Annotated in this window: 13 protein-coding genes; 10 read left to right on the top strand and 3 right to left on the bottom strand. The window is 45.8% G+C overall.

Going from position 1 to position 17,100, the window contains the following annotated elements; all coding sequences use genetic code 11:
• Nucleotides 1-248 precede the first annotated feature (248 nt).
• The 5 genes from ACN0W5_RS09280 (at nt 249) to ettA (ending at nt 7,229) form a co-directional block, all read left to right on the top strand.
• Complete coding sequence (locus ACN0W5_RS09280) at nt 249-1,781, top strand: helix-turn-helix domain-containing protein (RefSeq protein WP_299380820.1); 1,533 nt, start codon at nt 249-251, stop codon at nt 1,779-1,781.
• Nucleotides 1,782-1,898: 117 nt separating this feature from the next.
• On the top strand, nt 1,899-2,282 hold the full coding sequence (locus ACN0W5_RS09275; protein WP_299380821.1) for a response regulator: 384 nt from the start codon (nt 1,899-1,901) through the stop codon (nt 2,280-2,282).
• 61 nt (nt 2,283-2,343) lie between these two features.
• A complete protein-coding gene (locus ACN0W5_RS09270) occupies nt 2,344-2,682 on the top strand; it encodes a hypothetical protein (protein ID WP_417453855.1) in 339 nt (112 codons plus the stop codon).
• Complete coding sequence (locus ACN0W5_RS09265; protein ID WP_417453854.1) at nt 2,672-5,428, top strand: ATP-binding protein; 2,757 nt, start codon at nt 2,672-2,674, stop codon at nt 5,426-5,428. Before ACN0W5_RS09270 ends, ACN0W5_RS09265 begins: the two co-directional genes overlap by 11 nt.
• 124 nt (nt 5,429-5,552) lie before the next feature.
• Entirely contained in the window at nt 5,553-7,229 is a 1,677-nt protein-coding gene (ettA, locus tag ACN0W5_RS09260) for an energy-dependent translational throttle protein EttA (protein WP_417453853.1), read from the top strand.
• A 196-nt stretch (nt 7,230-7,425) separates the two neighbouring features.
• Here the strand turns inward: ettA and ACN0W5_RS09255 are convergent, their stop codons facing one another.
• Together ACN0W5_RS09255 and ACN0W5_RS09250 are read right to left on the bottom strand one after the other, a co-directional pair.
• The gene (locus tag ACN0W5_RS09255) at nt 7,426-8,073 is read right to left on the bottom strand and encodes an MlaC/ttg2D family ABC transporter substrate-binding protein (RefSeq protein WP_417453852.1); all 648 of its coding nucleotides are present in this window, start codon (nt 8,071-8,073) and stop codon (nt 7,426-7,428) included.
• 3 nt (nt 8,074-8,076) lie between these two features.
• A complete protein-coding gene (locus tag ACN0W5_RS09250) occupies nt 8,077-8,970 on the bottom strand; it encodes a VacJ family lipoprotein (protein ID WP_417453851.1) in 894 nt (297 codons plus the stop codon).
• Between the two features lie 385 nt (nt 8,971-9,355).
• On the opposite strand from ACN0W5_RS09250, the gene ACN0W5_RS09245 reads away from it, so the two are divergent.
• The 3 genes from ACN0W5_RS09245 (at nt 9,356) to ACN0W5_RS09235 (ending at nt 12,542) form a co-directional block, all read left to right on the top strand.
• On the top strand, nt 9,356-9,853 hold the full coding sequence (locus tag ACN0W5_RS09245) for a thioesterase family protein (protein WP_417453850.1): 498 nt from the start codon (nt 9,356-9,358) through the stop codon (nt 9,851-9,853).
• A gap of 50 nt (nt 9,854-9,903) precedes the next feature.
• Nucleotides 9,904-10,455, top strand: a complete 552-nt coding sequence (locus tag ACN0W5_RS09240; protein ID WP_417453849.1) for a pentapeptide repeat-containing protein — start codon at nt 9,904-9,906, stop codon at nt 10,453-10,455.
• 308 nt (nt 10,456-10,763) lie between these two features.
• On the top strand, nt 10,764-12,542 hold the full coding sequence (locus ACN0W5_RS09235; protein ID WP_417453848.1) for a chloride channel protein: 1,779 nt from the start codon (nt 10,764-10,766) through the stop codon (nt 12,540-12,542).
• Between the two features lie 93 nt (nt 12,543-12,635).
• Here ACN0W5_RS09235 and ACN0W5_RS09230 read toward each other — a convergent pair whose 3' ends face one another.
• Nucleotides 12,636-13,769: a succinylglutamate desuccinylase/aspartoacylase family protein gene (locus tag ACN0W5_RS09230; protein ID WP_417453847.1), complete on the bottom strand. Its 1,134-nt coding sequence runs from the start codon at nt 13,767-13,769 to the stop codon at nt 12,636-12,638.
• 118 nt (nt 13,770-13,887) lie between these two features.
• On the opposite strand from ACN0W5_RS09230, the gene ACN0W5_RS09225 reads away from it, so the two are divergent.
• Entirely contained in the window at nt 13,888-16,167 is a 2,280-nt protein-coding gene (locus tag ACN0W5_RS09225) for an ATP-dependent helicase (protein ID WP_417454031.1), read from the top strand.
• Nucleotides 16,167-17,045, top strand: coding sequence for a 50S ribosomal protein L11 methyltransferase (locus ACN0W5_RS09220; RefSeq protein WP_417453846.1), 879 nt, complete (start codon nt 16,167-16,169; stop codon nt 17,043-17,045). The genes ACN0W5_RS09225 and ACN0W5_RS09220 overlap by 1 nt, the downstream gene beginning before the upstream one ends.
• Nucleotides 17,046-17,100: the final 55 nt, after the last annotated feature.

Raw genomic sequence — 17,100 nt, 5'->3', positions numbered from 1 at the left:
GCCTGAATCAACCTCAGAGATTAAATCTCTGCCTTAATCTGCGGAGGCCTATATTCCATTAAGGAATGAAGGGCATTGCAGGGCAGAAGCATGATGGCTCATGCACAAAAGCCACAACTAACAAAATCAAGCACAGGGACTGACTTGTTTGTGAAAATTAAAATAGAATTCACAGCGAGATCTGGCAATAAAACGTTGTGTTGTTTTGAAAATTTTGTAAAATTATTTAGGGAGATTTTCAAAATTTTGTGAAAGCTGTAAATGTTATGGCAAGACAAGTCTTTGCAGGGCGGAAAATTCGCCATTTAAGAAGCCAGATTGGCCTTACACAAATTGCGATGGCAAAGAAAATTGATATTTCGGCTGCCTATTTAAATCTTGTTGAACACAATCAACGCCCTTTGTCACGGAAGCTACAAAAAAAACTGGAAGTGGCTTTTAATGTTAAGGAAGGTGAACTCACCGGGGGAGAAGAAGCAAGATTACTTTCCGCGATGAATGAGCTTTTTTCGGATCCTCTGTTTGAACGGTCCAGGCTTAATAGCACAGTACTTGGTGATTTTGTCGCCATGCACCCTGAAATCAGCCGTGCCCTGTTAAAGCTTTACCGTGCGTTTCGAAATGCACGCGAAGATACCCTCAAAGCACGGGAGTCAATTTCCGCTGATCCCTATTTCACGGAAACAAGCCATCAACTTTTGACGCAGCTAACATCTATTCGGTCGTTTGCCGAGATTTTGCAGGACAATGATGATCTTTCAGAGCATCAGCGCGAACGCTTTACCAATGTTTTGGTCGATGAAAGTCAGAAATTGACCTCAATGGTTGGAGAGCTGTTTGATTTTATTAATGGTGAATCCAAAAAGGGCACTTTGTTGAGCGAGACGCCTACTGATGAAGTGGTGGATATGCTTTCGGCCAACGATCACTACTTTCCTGTTCTTGAATCCGCAGCCGAAGAGCTTAGAAGTAGATTGGGAGAACCCAAGCCCTATGGATTGTTTGATGCTTTGGCTAACTATCTAGATCAGCAACTCGGCATAAAGGTCGAGATTGTCCCTGTATCTTCACAGGGTACTCTGCAGCGTGGTATGTGGGAATTAGAAGGTGAAGACGGTGGGACGCTCAGGCTTATGGAAACACTGGCGACCAGTTCTTTAAACTTTAGAATGGCACGCATAATTGCAGAAGTTGCTTATGCTGATGTGCTGGAAAAGGTTCTTGCTGATGTGCCTCTTGGTAGTGATGAAGCCCAAAGCTTATGTTTAAAGGCTTTAGGTAGTTATTTTGCTGGCGCTGTGATGATGCCGTACAGCGTATTTCGGATCGCAGCTTATGATCTTCGTCATGATATTGACCTGCTCCGTCGGCGTTTTCGCGCTGGTTTTGAGCAGGTCTGTCATCGGTTGACAACCCTGCAAAAACCTGAAGAAGAAGGTGTTCCTTTTCACTTTATTCGTGTTGATCTTGCTGGGCAGATATCAAAACGGTTTAGTGCGTCAGGCCTACGTATCCCGCGGTATGGTGTTTTGTCTCCAGATTGGGGTGTTCAGGATGCATTTCTTAAACCTGGGCGTATTAACCTTCATTCTTTACGCGATGAAGATCAAAGTATCTACTTTTCCATTTCAAAGACAGTGACGAAGCCTGGGGTTATGGTGGGGCAGGCGGGGAATACCTATGCCATTAGTCTGGGGTGTGAAGCGTCATTTGCCCGCCATGTGGTTTATGCTGATGGCGTTGACTTTTCCCATCCGGATAGTGTTCTAATGGGGAGCTAACTCCTACAGCAAAGGGGACTGAAAAACACAGCTTGGCAAAACACCCGGCCAGACTGTAATGTAAGACCTACAGGGAATAAAAAAGAGATAACCGGATAACGCGGAGAAAGGCAGAAAATGCCTCAAACGGTTCTAGTGGTCGAGGACGAGCCTCATATTGTCGACTCATTAAGCTTTTTGATGAAGAAAGCTGGCTTTGAAGTCTTTATTGCGCGTGATGGCGATGCAGCATTGCGGATGGTGAAAAGCCGTCCACCAGATCTGATGCTGCTTGATATCATGTTACCAAGAAAAGACGGTTTTGAAGTCTTGAAATCTGTACGTTCTAATGATGCGTGGAAAGAAATACGTGTTATTTTGCTTACGGCAAAGGGACGTGATGTTGATCGATTGAAGGGGATGGAACTCGGCGCTGATGACTTTGTGACGAAGCCTTTTTCAACAAAGGATGTTGTTCGACTGGTCAAGCAGCATTTGGGTGTTGAAGATAAGTTGGCGTAGATCTTATAGAATAAAACGCTGATTTTGTGACATGAGTTCGCATTCCCCAGAAGGAGTATGAGTGAGGCGTCCAGGTGATAAAGGCGATCGTAGTATTGCGCTTTTTTTATTGGCATTACTACTTTTTAGCCCCCTTTTTCTATCCATTTTCAGTAGTGAAAAGCTAATATGGGGCTTTCCGCCTTTGTTTTTGTATCTTTTTACAGTATGGGGTGGAATTATTCTGGCCGTTGCGTGGTCTGCATCAAAAGACGCTGATGATTCGACGGGCGCTCTTGATCCCTATTCTTCTCCGGTAATTGATACGCTGGGGGCCGAGACTAGAAATCTGCCGGATAAAGAACTGGAAAAGCAGCAAGAGAAAGAGCAGTTGTCAAAGGATCATGACCATGTTGGTTGACTGGATCATTATCCTTTCTTCTATTGCTTACCTGCTCGTTCTTTTTGCGATTGCTTATGTGGCAGATAAACGTGCTGAAAGAGGGGTGGGCATAACGTCTCATCCCTATGTTTATGCACTTTCTCTTGGGGTGTATTGTACATCCTGGACGTTCTATGGGTCTGTTGGCCTTGCTGCATCTAGTGGATTGAATTTTTTACCAATTTACTTAGGGCCAACACTTGTTTTTGTACTTTGGTGGTTGGTTGTTAAAAAGATCATCAGGATTACGAAAGCTCACAGAATAACCTCAATTGCTGATTTTATATCATCACGTTACGGTAAAAGTACGCCTTTGAGTGCATTGGTTACGATTATCGCGGTTGTGGGTATTGTCCCCTATATATCTCTTCAGCTCAAAGCTGTTGCAATTAGCTTTAATGTTTTAAAGCAATACCCCGAAGTCGTCGCGCCGCTTAATTCGCCACCGATTGCCACTGTTGCTGATACTGCATTCTGGGTTGCATTGGTTCTGGCAATTTTTGCGATTTTATTTGGTACCAGGAATATTGATAATAGTGAACATCACGATGGTGTTGTGGTTGCTATTGCCTTTGAATCGGTTGTGAAGCTACTGGCTTTTCTCGCGGTAGGTATTTTTGTGACCTTTGGGCTTTATGATGGATTTGGAGACCTATTTGAGCAGGCATCCCGGGTACCGGAACTTGTTCAATTAATGACATTTGAAAAAGAAGGGGCTTATGTTACTTGGGTCACGTTAACCACATTGTCGATGGTTGCCGCAGTTTGTTTGCCCAGACAGTTTCAGGTTATTGCAGTAGAGAATGTTAATGAACCCGGGCTTCGGAAAGGTGTTTGGCTTTTTCCGCTCTATCTGTTGGCAATTAATGTGTTTGTATTGCCGATTGCTTTGGGGGGGATGCTTCAGTTTCCCAAGGGGGGGATGAATGCGGATACTTTTATTCTCACGCTTCCTATGGCCCATGGGCAGGAGATGTTGGCTCTTTTGGTTTTTTTGGGCGGGTTGTCCGCAGCGACATCGATGGTGATTGTTGCAACGATAGCTTTAAGTACGATGGTGTGTAACGATTTGGTTATGCCGATACTTTTGCGCTGGAATTGGCTGGGGCTAAAGCAGAAGAGTGATTTTACTGGGGTTCTGCTTTTTGTCAGACGTAGCAGTATTATCCTGATTCTTTTGTTCGGGTATGCCTATTTCCGCTTTTTGGGTGAAAGCGATGCGTTGGTTACCATTGGCCTGATTTCATTCGCTGCTGTTTTCCAATTCGCACCGGCTATGATCGGTGGCATGTTCTGGAAAGGTGGGAATCGCAAAGGGGCTTTGGTAGGACTTTCTTGCGGGATTATTGTGTGGGCTTATACGCTTCTTTTACCTTCTTTTGCCAAGTCTGGGGTGTTGCCAATTACTTTTATTGCGGCTGGCCCTTGGGGGGTCGAGTTGCTCAGACCCTATGAACTGTTTGGTTTGCAAGGGATTGATCACCTAACTCATTCTCTTTTCTGGACAACGGTTTTTAATGTCGGGGGGTATGTTTTTGTCTCACTCTATACGCGGCATTCTGCTATTGAGAGGGTGCAAGGGGCCTTGTTCGTAGATGTTTACCGCTACGCCGATCAGGGGTCACGGTCTCAATTGTGGCAAGGGTCTGCATCAGTTGAAGACCTGTTTAATCTTCTGGTCCGTTTTTTGGGACGGGCAAGGGCAGATAGAGCCTTTAGCGGATATTTCAGGGACAGAGGACAAGAGCGCAGACGTATCATTGCGGCGGATGCGGATCTCGTTCATCTGACAGAGCGATTACTTTCTGGTGCTATTGGTGCAGCTTCGGCCCGTGTGATGATATCTTCTGTAGTGAAAGGAGAAGTTGTTCGGCTGGAAGAGGTGATGACTATTTTGGATGAAACGTCGCAAGTCATTGAATACAGCCAAAATTTGGAGCAAAAATCCAAGGAGCTAGAGAGCACCACATCTCAGTTGCGTGCGGCTAATGAGCGACTCCAGGAACTTGATCGTCTGAAAGATGAATTTCTATCTACTGTTAGTCATGAATTGAGAACACCCCTTACCTCTATTCGCTCATTTAGTGAGATTCTGAGTGATCATCCTGATTTGGAAGAGGAAGAAAAAAGCAGGTTCCTGGGGATTATTGTAAAGGAAAGCGTTCGGTTAACCCGTCTTATTAATCAGGTGCTTGATCTGGCAAAAATTGAAGCTGGGCAAATGGAATGGATTCTGGAAGATTTAGACATTCCACAGGTTGTTGAAAACGCAATGGATACGATGTCTGCAACCCTAAGCGAAAAAGATATTGCGCTTGATGTTGATTTTGAACCAGGATTGCCAGAGATCAGGGGCGATAGAGATCGGCTAATGCAGGTCTTTGTGAACCTACTTTCCAATGCTGTGAAATTTTGTGACGAAGATCAAGGATGGGTCAAGGTATCGGTTTTTCGACAGGGACAAGAAATGGCAATCACAGTTTCAGATAATGGGCGAGGCGTTCCGTGGCAAGCTCGGGAGTATATTTTTGAGAAATTCCATCAATCCCGGGAAGGCCTTGCAGATAAACCCCATGGAACTGGATTGGGCCTAAGCATTTCTCGTCAGATTGTTGAATATTTCGGGGGACGTCTGGAGCTGGTTCAAACGGGGAGTAAGGGATCTGTTTTTGGGGTCTTTTTACCTTTGCCTGCAGCACAGGTAATCGCTAAGGCTGGGCAATAGAACGATAGTTCGTTACAGATTAATCTTTGGGTTGGTGATGATTGCGTCAAGCTGTTCAATAGGGTAAAACCGCATCAACGCAGGCTTGCTGCAAAATTACACATACCATTAATTGGAGCGCCGAATGGCATCATATCAGTACATCTATCAAATGGATGGGGTTTCTAAAACCTTTCCCGGTGGAAAACAGGTTCTAAAGAACATTCATTTGAACTTTCTTCCTGGCGCAAAAATTGGCGTTTTGGGGCTGAATGGTTCAGGTAAGTCGACCCTGATGAAAGTCATGGCGGGTCTGGATAACGAAATCAACGGCGAGGCACGTGCTGCCGACGGTGTGAAAGTTGGTTACCTGCCTCAGGAGCCGCAGCTTGATCCTGAAAAGGATGTTGCGGGAAATGTTTTCGAAGGCGTAGCAGAAACAAAAGCGCTGTTGGAAAATTTCGAAGCATTAAGTGCCAAGTTTGCCGAAGTTGATCCGGACGAAATGGATGATTTGATCACGCAACAAGGCGAGCTACAGGAAAAGATTGATGCCCTAGATGCTTGGGACCTTGATCGTCAGGTTGAAATTGCTATGGATGCCCTGCGCTGCCCACCCGGTGATGCCGATGTGACAAAGCTGTCAGGTGGTGAGCGCCGCCGCGTTGCTTTGTGCCAGTTGCTTCTATCCACGCCTGATATGCTACTTCTCGATGAGCCTACCAACCACCTTGATGCTGAATCAGTATCATGGCTAGAGCGCTTCTTGGAAGACTATAAAGGGACTGTTGTGTGTGTGACGCACGATAGATACTTCCTGGATAATGTTGCGGGCTGGATTTTGGAACTAGACCGCGGAGAAGGTATTCCCTACGAAGGAAACTATTCAAGCTGGCTGGAGCAAAAGCAGAAGCGTCTTTCGATTGAAGAGAAGCAGGAAAGCGCGAAGCAGAAATTCCTTAAAGACGAATTGCAATGGGTACGTCAGGGGGCGAAAGCGCGTCAGACAAAATCTAAAGCACGTCTACAGGCTTATGAAACATTGGTACAAGAAGAAAGCTCTCGTGCGCCGGACCCGGGTCGTATTGTTATCCCGCCGGCCCCACGTTTGGGAGATCTTGTTATTGAAGCGAATAACCTTTCAAAAGCTTTTGGTGATAAGCTTTTGATCGAAAATCTGAACTTCAAAATTCCAAAAGGTGCCATTGTTGGTATTATCGGTCCTAACGGGGCTGGTAAAACGACGTTGTTCAGAATGATCACTGGTCAAGAAGAGCCAAGCGAAGGTTCTATGAATGTTGGTGAGACTGTCGAAATCGGATATGTCGATCAAAGCCGTGATGCGCTTTCTGCTGAAAAGAATGTTTGGGAGGAAATCTCGGACGGGCTTGATGTCATTGAGATTGGTAAGCACACCTATCAGTCCCGTTCTTATGTGGGCGCGTTTAACTTCAAAGGTGGTGATCAGCAAAAGAAAGTTGGTCAGCTTTCCGGTGGTGAGCGAAATCGTGTGCATCTTGCAAAGATGTTACGCAAAAGCGCGAACGTTATTCTTCTTGATGAGCCGACAAATGATTTGGACGTGGATACACTGCGTTCTCTCGAAGAATCAATTCTTGATTATAGCGGTTGTGTCTTGGTGACATCGCACGATCGCTGGTTCCTGGATCGTATCGCAACCCATATACTTGCCTTTGAGGGCGACAGTCAGGTCGTATGGTTCGAAGGAAATTACGAAGATTATGAAGCTGATCGCAAGCGTCGCTTGGGTGCAGAGGCTGATCAACCACATCGTATTAAATACAAACCTTTGAAACGGTAGAGAGGGTCTCTACTTCTTTAGGGCTGATTATAAAAGGTGTTGGAACGTATTGTTTCGACACCTTTTTTGTTAAATGGAACGGGACATTACTTACCTATAATAGCTTCCCAATAATCACATTTCTTTTTGCACATACAAAAAAAGCCTCGGATTTTAAAATCCGAGGCTTTTAAATATTTTTGTCGTGCGGCTTGTCCTAGCTGTTTTCTTTAGGAGCAAAATCACCCGATTGGACTTTTTCGCGTAGCTTGCTGTTAAGCGCAGAAAGGTCTCCACCGAGGCTTTTTAAGGCTGATGTATAATCAGATCTGTAAGTGGATCGCAGGCTAATACCTTCGGCAGCAATATCTGTAATGATATAAGAAGATGAGCCTTCTTTCTTTTCAACACGCCACAGTATCTGTGCAGGCTCTCCGTTTTCAGCTTTAATTGTGCTGAAGACGATAAAAAAAGATTTTTTTGGAACAACTTTTGTTATTTCAAAATCTGAGCTTGCATATTGGTTGAAAGTTGGCAGGAAGCGTTGAACCATGACATCTTCAAATATTACCGTGAATTCATCACGATGTCCTGTTTCAGCTTTGCGCCAATACTTACCAATCACAAAGCGTGCGATACCTTCAACATCGAAATTTTCCTTTAGAAGAGTGCGGAATTGTTTTTCACGATCTTCTAAGGAAACGTCTTCGTTTGATAGTTGGGTAATGGCTTTTTCTTGCAGGGCCTTTAGGAAGAGACCTGCGTCATCGTCTGCATGTACCGTGCCATTAAAGGCGGTCAAACAGAAAGCAGCCCCCACAAGGAGAGCTGCTATGTTTTTTATAAAGCAAGTAATGTGCTTCATGGCTTATTCCACAAGAGAAACTTGATCATCATCTTCAGGGAAGATGTCTGTTAATCCTGGCGCCAATGTTGGTTCTACGTCACCGTCATTAATTTCGTTTTCGCGTTTCTGATGGTACAGCGAACGAACTCGGGCATAGAAATCAACTGAATCACGCTCTAGCTCATCAAGTGTTTCAATGTTACGTGATCTTTTGTCGATACCGTCTGTCACCTTACGTGCAATCAGAACTTCTGTTTTTGCAACATAAGTCAATGGATCAAGAAGCGCGTCACCGATCAGGCCAACACCATCACGAACGTTGGATGGACCAAGAATTGGAAGAACCAGATAGGGACCTTCGGGAACACCCCAAGTGCCCATGGTCTGACCAAAATCTTCAGAATGATATTCTAGACCAGTTTGACCCGCAACGTCTGCCAAGCCACCGGCACCAGCAATCGTATTCACCAAGAATCGTGCAAAAGTATTTTCTGCCTTCTGGATATCACCTTGAAGAAGATCATTCGCAAGGATGACAGGTGAGTATGTGTTTCTGATGAAGTTTCGAACAGAATCACGAATAGGTGATGGGACAATGAAACGGTAGCCTTCTGCAACTGGGCGGAAGATCAGCGTATCTGCTGCATCGTTAAACGCAAAAATAAAGCGGTTAACGGTTTCAATTGGATCGTTGTCACCTTCTTCAACTGCAGCAGAGCTTTCAGTCTGCGCCCACTGATCATCAGTGGTAGCATTCGCTTCATCCTGCAGCGTTGAATTTGGCTTGCTTGCACAGCCTGTCACAAAAATAGCAACAGCTGTAAAAGCCACCAAACGTTTAATTAGTCGAGAATTAATCTCGGACAAAATACCTAACCCCACGACATTTCGCCTATCATTTGTTTCTACGGTCATAACACTTGTCCACCAGAGACCCCCCTGACACTTGCTCGATATACGTTGGTATCTCAAAGCAAATGTATATGAACAAAACAAAAATACTTAATGCTCTTAAAAGGTAAAAAACAATACGTTCTTTTAAAGAGTACAAAACTTAGTATGGTTGATTATCACAGGCTTGATAGCAAAACCAGTCATAAGAGTAAGAAAATGCGGTAGAAGAAACGTACTGTTGCATTTTTGCATCATCATCCTTTGATTTGTTTTAAACTTTAGCAAAACAAGGCTTGCGAATCTTTGTTAGCGTAATGTTTTATTAATCTTTTTTCGCAATGTGGTTTTTAATGGATTCGTGACGCATTGTGTTGTTTTCTTATTTATCGGATAGAGGAATATAGGCGTGATTAATTCGAACGAGGTAATGCCCCTGATTACTTTTGAAGGGCGCGTCCCGTCCGAATGGCTTGATTATAACGGGCATATGAATGTTGCTTATTATATGCACGTTTTCTGTAATGCGACGGATGCTTTTCTAGAATTTTTCGGCGTGACGGAAGACTATCGACAAGAAAAGAGATGTTCGACCTTCGTGGTTGAAAATCATGTGAACTATGTAAAAGAACTACACTATGGTTCGAATATGAGAGTTGAAACCAGGTTGCTGGGGTTTGATCGTAAAAAGATGAGCTACCACCATTCACTTTATAATGTTGATGCGGGATATTTAGCCGCGACGTCTGAATGGATCTCTCTTCATGTGGATCTGGAAAAACGAGCCTCATGTGAAATGTCGGATACATTGGTTTGTAACCTGAGAGAGATATACGAAGCTCAAAAGGACATGCCCTTGCCTGTTAATATCGGGCGATCAATAATGTCATGGGATAATAAATCCTGATCCGTTTATCCTAATCTGTATCTTGCGTCTAAATTGCGAAAGGGTAGCAAGTGAAATTGAATTTACTTGAAGTTAGGCCTTTGATTTCTAACATTAAGGTTATGAAAAAAAGTCTTTGTCTCGCGATTCTCGTTTTTACCTATTTTCAATCTTCCTCTGTTGTTCTCGCAGCTTGTACAGATCCGGCAGGGGCTGATGTGGATTGGCAACGGTGTAATATGGACGGCTTGAACTTGGATGATGTCGACCTTTCCGGTTCTCATTTACGAGGCGCGAGCTTTTTGCGTGGCTCTCTTGATCAGGCTGATCTTAATAATATTTCTGCCTTTAGGGTCAAGTTTGTCAGTGCTTCATTGGTTGAGGCCGACTTTTCAAAAGCTTCGTTGCCCGAGGCTGACTTTACCAAAGCAAATTTACAATCTGCTAATTTTACCAAAGCAAATTTGAAACGTGCCCGACTTTTTAAAACAAATTTAAGAGGTGCCAATCTGACCAAGGCAAAAATAGAGGGGGCCGATTTAACAAAGGCTGATTTGTCTGGTGCGACTTGGATCGATGGTAAAAGAATTTGTGCTGAGGGATCAATAGGACGCTGTAAATAGTATTCTTGTGAATACATTTAGCCAGTCTGTTTTAATGCCGCTCATTTTTTATGCTAGCTAGTTTTAATAAAAATATTTCATGTGCTCTTTTAAGTGATTTTATAAAAAATACATTGTTCTGGTGGAACTATAATTTCCATAGCGTTATAACGGTTATTAGAACGACTAAATACTTTAGCTATGGATGGCGGTCCTGCTTAACTTAATTTGCACTTCTTTTTTACCTCTGGGGATGGGTAACGGCATAATCTGTATAATCGGTTTGTGTCCAAATGCTATCTTTGGCTCTCTCGCGAAACGGGGCAAGTATGTCCAAAGATAAAGCCCCCCGATTGTCTCCGATACAACAGATCAAGCAATTCATACAAAATGAACAGGTCATTCTATCGTCTTTGGCTGTCATTATTGGTGTGGCTGCCGGGCTCGCAGCAATGGCGTTTCGTCATTTTATTGATCTTGTTCAGATGTTTTTTTACGGCTTTCAAGGCGAAAAGGTATCCGCTGGAATCGCAGGGTTGCCGTGGTGGCAGATTGTTCTTGTTCCTGTTGTTGGAGGAGGAATTGTTGGGTTGTTCATACGGTATTTTCTACCAGATGGTAAGCCGCAAAGTGTTCCCCATGTAATCGAAGCAACCGCGCTTAAGGGCGGACGTATGTCCTTGAGCATAGGTATTCGAGCTGCGATTGCATCTGCCTTTTCAATCGGTGTTGGTGCATCAGTGGGACGTGAAGGACCTGTTGTTCATCTAGGGGCATCAATTGGTGCTTGGCTTTCGAAAAGATTACATCTTGGTTATTCCCTTTTCCGTACACTTTTGGGATGTGGAGTTGCGGCTGCTATCGCGACGTCCTTTAATGCGCCTATTGCGGGGGTGTTTTTTGCTCTCGAAGTTGTCGTTGGTCACTATGCGCTTTCCGCTTTTGCACCAATTGTGATCGCGTCTGTTGTGGGTACGATCATCAGTCGTATTTATTACGGTGATTTTCCTGCCTTCATCTTGCCCAAGGCAATGTCATTGTCGTCGTTTTGGGAATTCCCTGCCTTTGCTCTTTTGGGGATTATTTCGGCGTTAGCAGCGATCGCTTTTATGTGGGCAATTATTTTTGCGGAAGACACATTTAAAAAGTTAAATGTTCCTGTTTGGGTAAGGCCAATGGTCGGGGGACTGGCTTTGGGTGTTATGGCGCTTGTCTTCCCTCAAGTCCTTGGGGTTGGTTACGAGGCGACAGATGCAGCTTTGTCCGAGCTTTATCCCTTGTGGCTGTTGTTGGCCTTGATTGTGGTTAAAACGATAGCCACAGCTATCTCGCTGGGATCTGGGTTTTCTGGTGGGGTCTTTTCGCCATCAATTTTTCTGGGGGCTATGGTCGGTGGCGCATATGGAATCATTGCCACCAGTATTTTCCCGGAACTCTCGTCCGGAACCGGGGCTTATACCGTTATTGGAATGGGGGCTGTTGCCGGGGCGGTTCTTGGTGCGCCGGTTTCGACTATTTTGATGATATTTGAACTGACAAATGACTATGCCTTAACTATTGCGGTGATGATCGCGACTTCTCTTGCGAGTGTGATTACGCAACAAGTTCATGGACGGTCATTTTTTATGTGGCAGCTTGAAAGAAGAGGGGTTGAGATTCGCGGAGGACGAGAAGCAAGCCTGATGCGTTCCATTACCATATCGCATATGGTGCATAACGAAGTTTCAACCGTCGAAACGACTGCCAATTTGAATCATGTCAGGGAAAAAATTAGGAAAACAAGGCTTGGGCAGGTATTTGTCGTGGATGAAGATGAGCACTTCAAAGGGTCGATTAGCTTTATTGAATTGGCGGACGGTCTGGATCTTCAAGAGGAAAAGGGCGTTGCTCTAACGGCATTGGATATTGCGAGAACCAAGGCTGTGCAGCTGGAAGAGAATTCGAACATTGAACAGGCACTCCAGGCTCATGGCGCAAGCGGTGAAGTCTATATTCCTGTCATTGATGAAGAGGGTATTCTCAAGGGCGTTCTGCACGAACACGACGTTGCGCTTGCTTATAAAAAAGCGATGGAACAGGCGCGCGCAGAAGAGCGTGGTGACATGTAATTGATTCTGCTTAAAAATGATTTTGCTACAAATAAGGGCTGAGAACGGTATGTCGTCTCAGCCCTTATCTATTTATCTGAATGCCCCCGGAAATTAGTCTTCCAAAAGATATCCTGCTTTGAGAGGTTCTTTGCCGGCAACTTTCCCGACCACAAGACCGGGTTTCACGGCTTTATGCTGGCGGCGCGTAAAGAATATACCGTCGGTTCCTGCATATATTGGAGTACGCGATTTGGTTGGATCTTCTGCTGCTGGGTCGATTAAGGTTGCAATTTGATCACCCTTTTTCACAATGTCACCCAATTCGCGACAGTAGGTAACAAAGCCAGCCCCCGGTGAGGGAATAATCTCGCATGCGTCTGTACCCGTTGCTTCACACAAAGGGGTAGGTATCGGACCTGCATCGCCTTCGATCAGGCCGCGGCGAATGAAAAACTTAAAGAGAGCTTCAGCATCTTTTGCCCCGATCTCGTCTGATACATCTGGGCGTCCGCGATGCTCAACAGTCATTGACATAGTTGCTTGCGGAATTGCTGCATCCGGGAAAAGGCGTGAGAGTTCAGCCCACGGACGGGTATATACTTCGTCAAAGCTACCGCCGCCGGAATTTTCAGCCATCATGACGGCTGTTGCGCCAAAATCAGCGGCAAAATCCTGACAGTCTGGCCAGTTGAGGTCAGAAATATAAAGATAGGGAAGAGATTCGTCGTCACAGTGCAGGTCAAAGACATAATCAGCGCGAGCGGCTTCTTTCGTCAGTATTTTGCGAAGGCTAGCGAATTCGCTCGTCGGTGTAACTTCGTCCAGAACGTCCTGCATTGTCGCGCGAATAAGTTTTACATTATCGTTTTCATCATTGCCGAGTTTACCTGCAAGGCGATCTTTCATCATTGCTGTCAGATCGTACCACCCCCGGTTAAAATTACCATCGCCACCACGGTGAACGCGCCCCAAAAGAATATCGTCTTCAAATTGATCCAACCCGATCGGGTTGGCAAAGGGAACGACGACAATTTCACCTGTTAGTAATCCTTGTTGGTCCGCTTCTTCCAAGCGTTGCAGAAGGTGATGTGTGCAAGCCATAGCCGGGGTTTCGTCCGCGTGCAGACAGGCCTGTACATAGGCAATTTTACCATTTGTGCCTGCGCCGTAGCGATGCATGGTTACGACCCGTTGTGTGCTTGGTGTTTCAGAAAGTAGCGCGTGGCGCTCTGTAATACGGGTCATGTTTTTTCCTGTATATTCTTGTGATCCAGACTTTTGCATAACATAAAGAGTTGTTTGAACTTTAGGTCAAGAGCTAAAAGTGGATGAGCTTGTTGAGAAGCTGCGCTATAAACCAATCATGATAGACGAATCGCAAATGCAAAACGAAGGGCTGCCGCCCTATCTTACCGGTCTCAATGAATCGCAGATGGATGCCGTTCAGACCACGGATGGACCTGTTCTTGTTCTGGCCGGGGCCGGAACGGGGAAGACGCGGGTTCTAACGACACGCCTTGCTCATATTCTGGCGACGGGAAAAGCTTTCCCCGGTCAGGTTCTTGCTGTGACCTTTACCAATAAAGCAGCACAAGAGATGAAAGAGCGTGTTGCTTCGATTCTGAATGAGCCAACAGTAGAGCGATGGTGGTTGGGAACCTTCCATGCCATTGCGGTTCGTATGTTGCGGGCCCATGCAGAAAAGGTTGGGCTTGGATCTGATTTTGCGATTATCGATACGGATGATCAACTGCGTTTGGTGAAGCAGCTTCTGAAAGAGAGCAACCTCGACGATAAAAAGTGGCCACCGAAATCGGTTCTCGGCGTTATTCAGCGCTGGAAAGATCGAGGGCAAACGCCGGATCATGTTTCAGCAAGTGATGCCAAAGAGTTTGCGGGCGGGCGCATTCATAAAATTTACCAGAGCTATCAGCAGCGTATGAAAGAGCTCAACGCCTGTGATTTTGGGGATCTGCTGTTGCATACACTGGTTATCTTTCAGACCTATCCGGATGTCTTGGCGGATTATCATCGACGTTTTCATTATATTCTGGTCGATGAGTATCAGGATACCAACGTGGCACAGTATCTTTGGTTGCGTCTTTTGGCGCAGGGACATCAAAATGTGTGTTGTGTTGGCGACGATGATCAATCCATCTATGGGTGGCGTGGTGCCGAGGTTGGTAACATCCTTCGCTTTGAAAAAGATTTTCCCGGTGCAAAGGTTGTTCGCTTGGAACGGAATTATCGTTCGACTGGACGGATACTTGCCGCGGCTTCCTCTGTCATTAGTCATAATGAAGGACGTCTAGGCAAGACGCTTTGGACGGATGATGACGAAGGAGAAATGCTTCGCGTCCGGGGACTTTGGGATGGTGAAGCCGAAGCCCGGTTTGTCGGTGAAGAGACAGAAAGCTTACAACGCCAAGGACAGTCGCTGGATCAGATAGCGGTTCTTGTGCGCACAGGTGCAATGACCCGCGAATTTGAAGAACGCTTTTTGACCCTAGGCATTCCCTATCGGGTTATCGGTGGCGCGCGTTTCTACGAACGTATGGAGATCCGTGATGCCTTGGCGTATTTGCGTCTTGTGAATTCAGCGGATGACAGTCTGGCTTTCGAACGAGTTATTAACACACCGAAAAGAGGACTTGGTCCGGCAGCGGTCAGTGTGGTTCATCAACTGGCCCGCCAGATTGAGACGTCGATGTTTAAAGCAGCGCAGGAAATTGTTGAAACGGACGAGCTACGTCCGGCTGCGCGTAAGTCCATGGCCGGGTTTGTTGCGCAGGTCGACCGCTGGCAGAGCTTGAAAGGTGATATGCCGCATCCAGAGTTGGCTGATCTAATACTGGAAGAAAGCGGCTATCTGGAATTCTGGCAGAATGATAAATCAGTTGAAGCCAAAGGGCGTGTTGAGAATTTACGCGAGCTAGTAAATGCTTTGGGGGAATTCGAAAGTCTTCCTGATTTTCTCGAACACGTCAGTCTTGTGATGGATACCAATAGTAAGCAAAATCAGGAAATGGTTTCAATCATGACCTTGCATGGGGCTAAGGGACTTGAGTTCGAAACAGTTTTCCTCCCGGGCTGGGAAGAGGGGCTATTTCCGAACCAACGCGCCATGGACGAACAAGGCCTTAAGGGGCTGGAAGAAGAAAGGCGTCTTGCCTATGTCGGGTTAACCCGTGCCAGAGAACGCGCCATTATTTCATTTGCAGCGAACAGGCGTATGCATGGGTCTTGGGCCTCGGCAATCCCGTCTCGTTTCGTGGATGAGCTGCCCCATGAACATGTTGAGCGGGAAAGTGATCGCGGTATTTACTCTGCGCCGTTAGAGCCATCTTATGGTGGTTTTGGTTCCGGAAACAAAGGGTGGCAGGATAATGATCGCACAAGTCCAGGGATGCAACGCGCGCGAAGCTATTCAGGGGGCGAATCAAAGCTTGTCCGACAAGCAGCGCAGAAAATTTCGGAAAGTAAAAGCGGTTTTGGACGCGGAGAACGGGTTTTCCACCAAAAATTCGGCTATGGGATGGTCACTTCGGTTGAAGGTGAACGTCTAACAATTTCTTTTGAGAAGGCTGGAAGCAAAAAAGTTCTGAGCAACTTTGTGGTTCCCGCCGAACAGGCAGGTATGTAATGAGAGAAGATAATTCCGCAGTTTGGGTTGTTGCCCTTGATATAAAAGAGGTCAACTTACCTATCTATGAGCTTGCTCTGGAGCCTCTTGATGGTGCAATCGTTACAACAAACCCGAATGAATCTGGGGTTGTTTCCGTTAAAGTATATGTCGATGGCAAGCCGTCTGATGAACAGGTTAACAGCATCTTGAACAGCACGGCCGAAATTATTGGTGGTGATGCCCCGACTGCTACTATTGAGCAACTTCCTGATGTCGACTGGGTTGCAGAAAGTCAAAAGGCTTTGCCGCCAATTGTGGCTGGCAAGTTTTTTGTGCACGGATCTCATGTAACAGAGCAGCCACCGGAAGGTTCTGTTCCTTTATTGATTGAGGCTAATGTTGCGTTTGGTACTGGGCAACACGACACCACCAAGGGGTGTCTGGTTGCGCTTACTGATTTGGCCGAAGATAAAAAAGTCGTCAACGCGCTGGATATGGGATGCGGGTCTGGAATTCTATCCATGGGGATTAAAATCCTTTGGAACTGTCCCGTACTCGGCGTGGATATTGATGCTGATTCTGTGCGCGTGGCATTGGAGAATGCTGAACTGAATAATGTTTCCGATATCACAGGCGTCTGCGGTGACGGGTACAATGCACCGGACGTTTCTGCGCGTGGTCCTTATGACTTGATTGCGGCGAATATTCTTGCGGAGCCGCTCTGTCAGATGGCGCCTTTATTGGAAAAGAACTTGGCAGAGGGCGGTGTTGCCGTGCTCTCTGGATTACTTATTACGCAACAGGAAAAAGTTGTGAAAGCGCATGAGGCTTTGGGGCTGAAGGTTATCCGAGAGCTTCACTTGGGTGAATGGGCGACATTGGTTTTATCAAGGTAATCCTTGATGTAATAACCCAAAATAAAAGGAAAGGCCGATGTTAATCTAACATCGG

Source organism: Kiloniella sp. (genome assembly GCF_048270245.1).
Taxonomy (GTDB): Bacteria; Pseudomonadota; Alphaproteobacteria; order Kiloniellales; family Kiloniellaceae; genus Kiloniella.
Note: the sequence above shows the minus strand (reverse complement) of the source record. Positions and strands in the feature narration are given on the sequence as shown.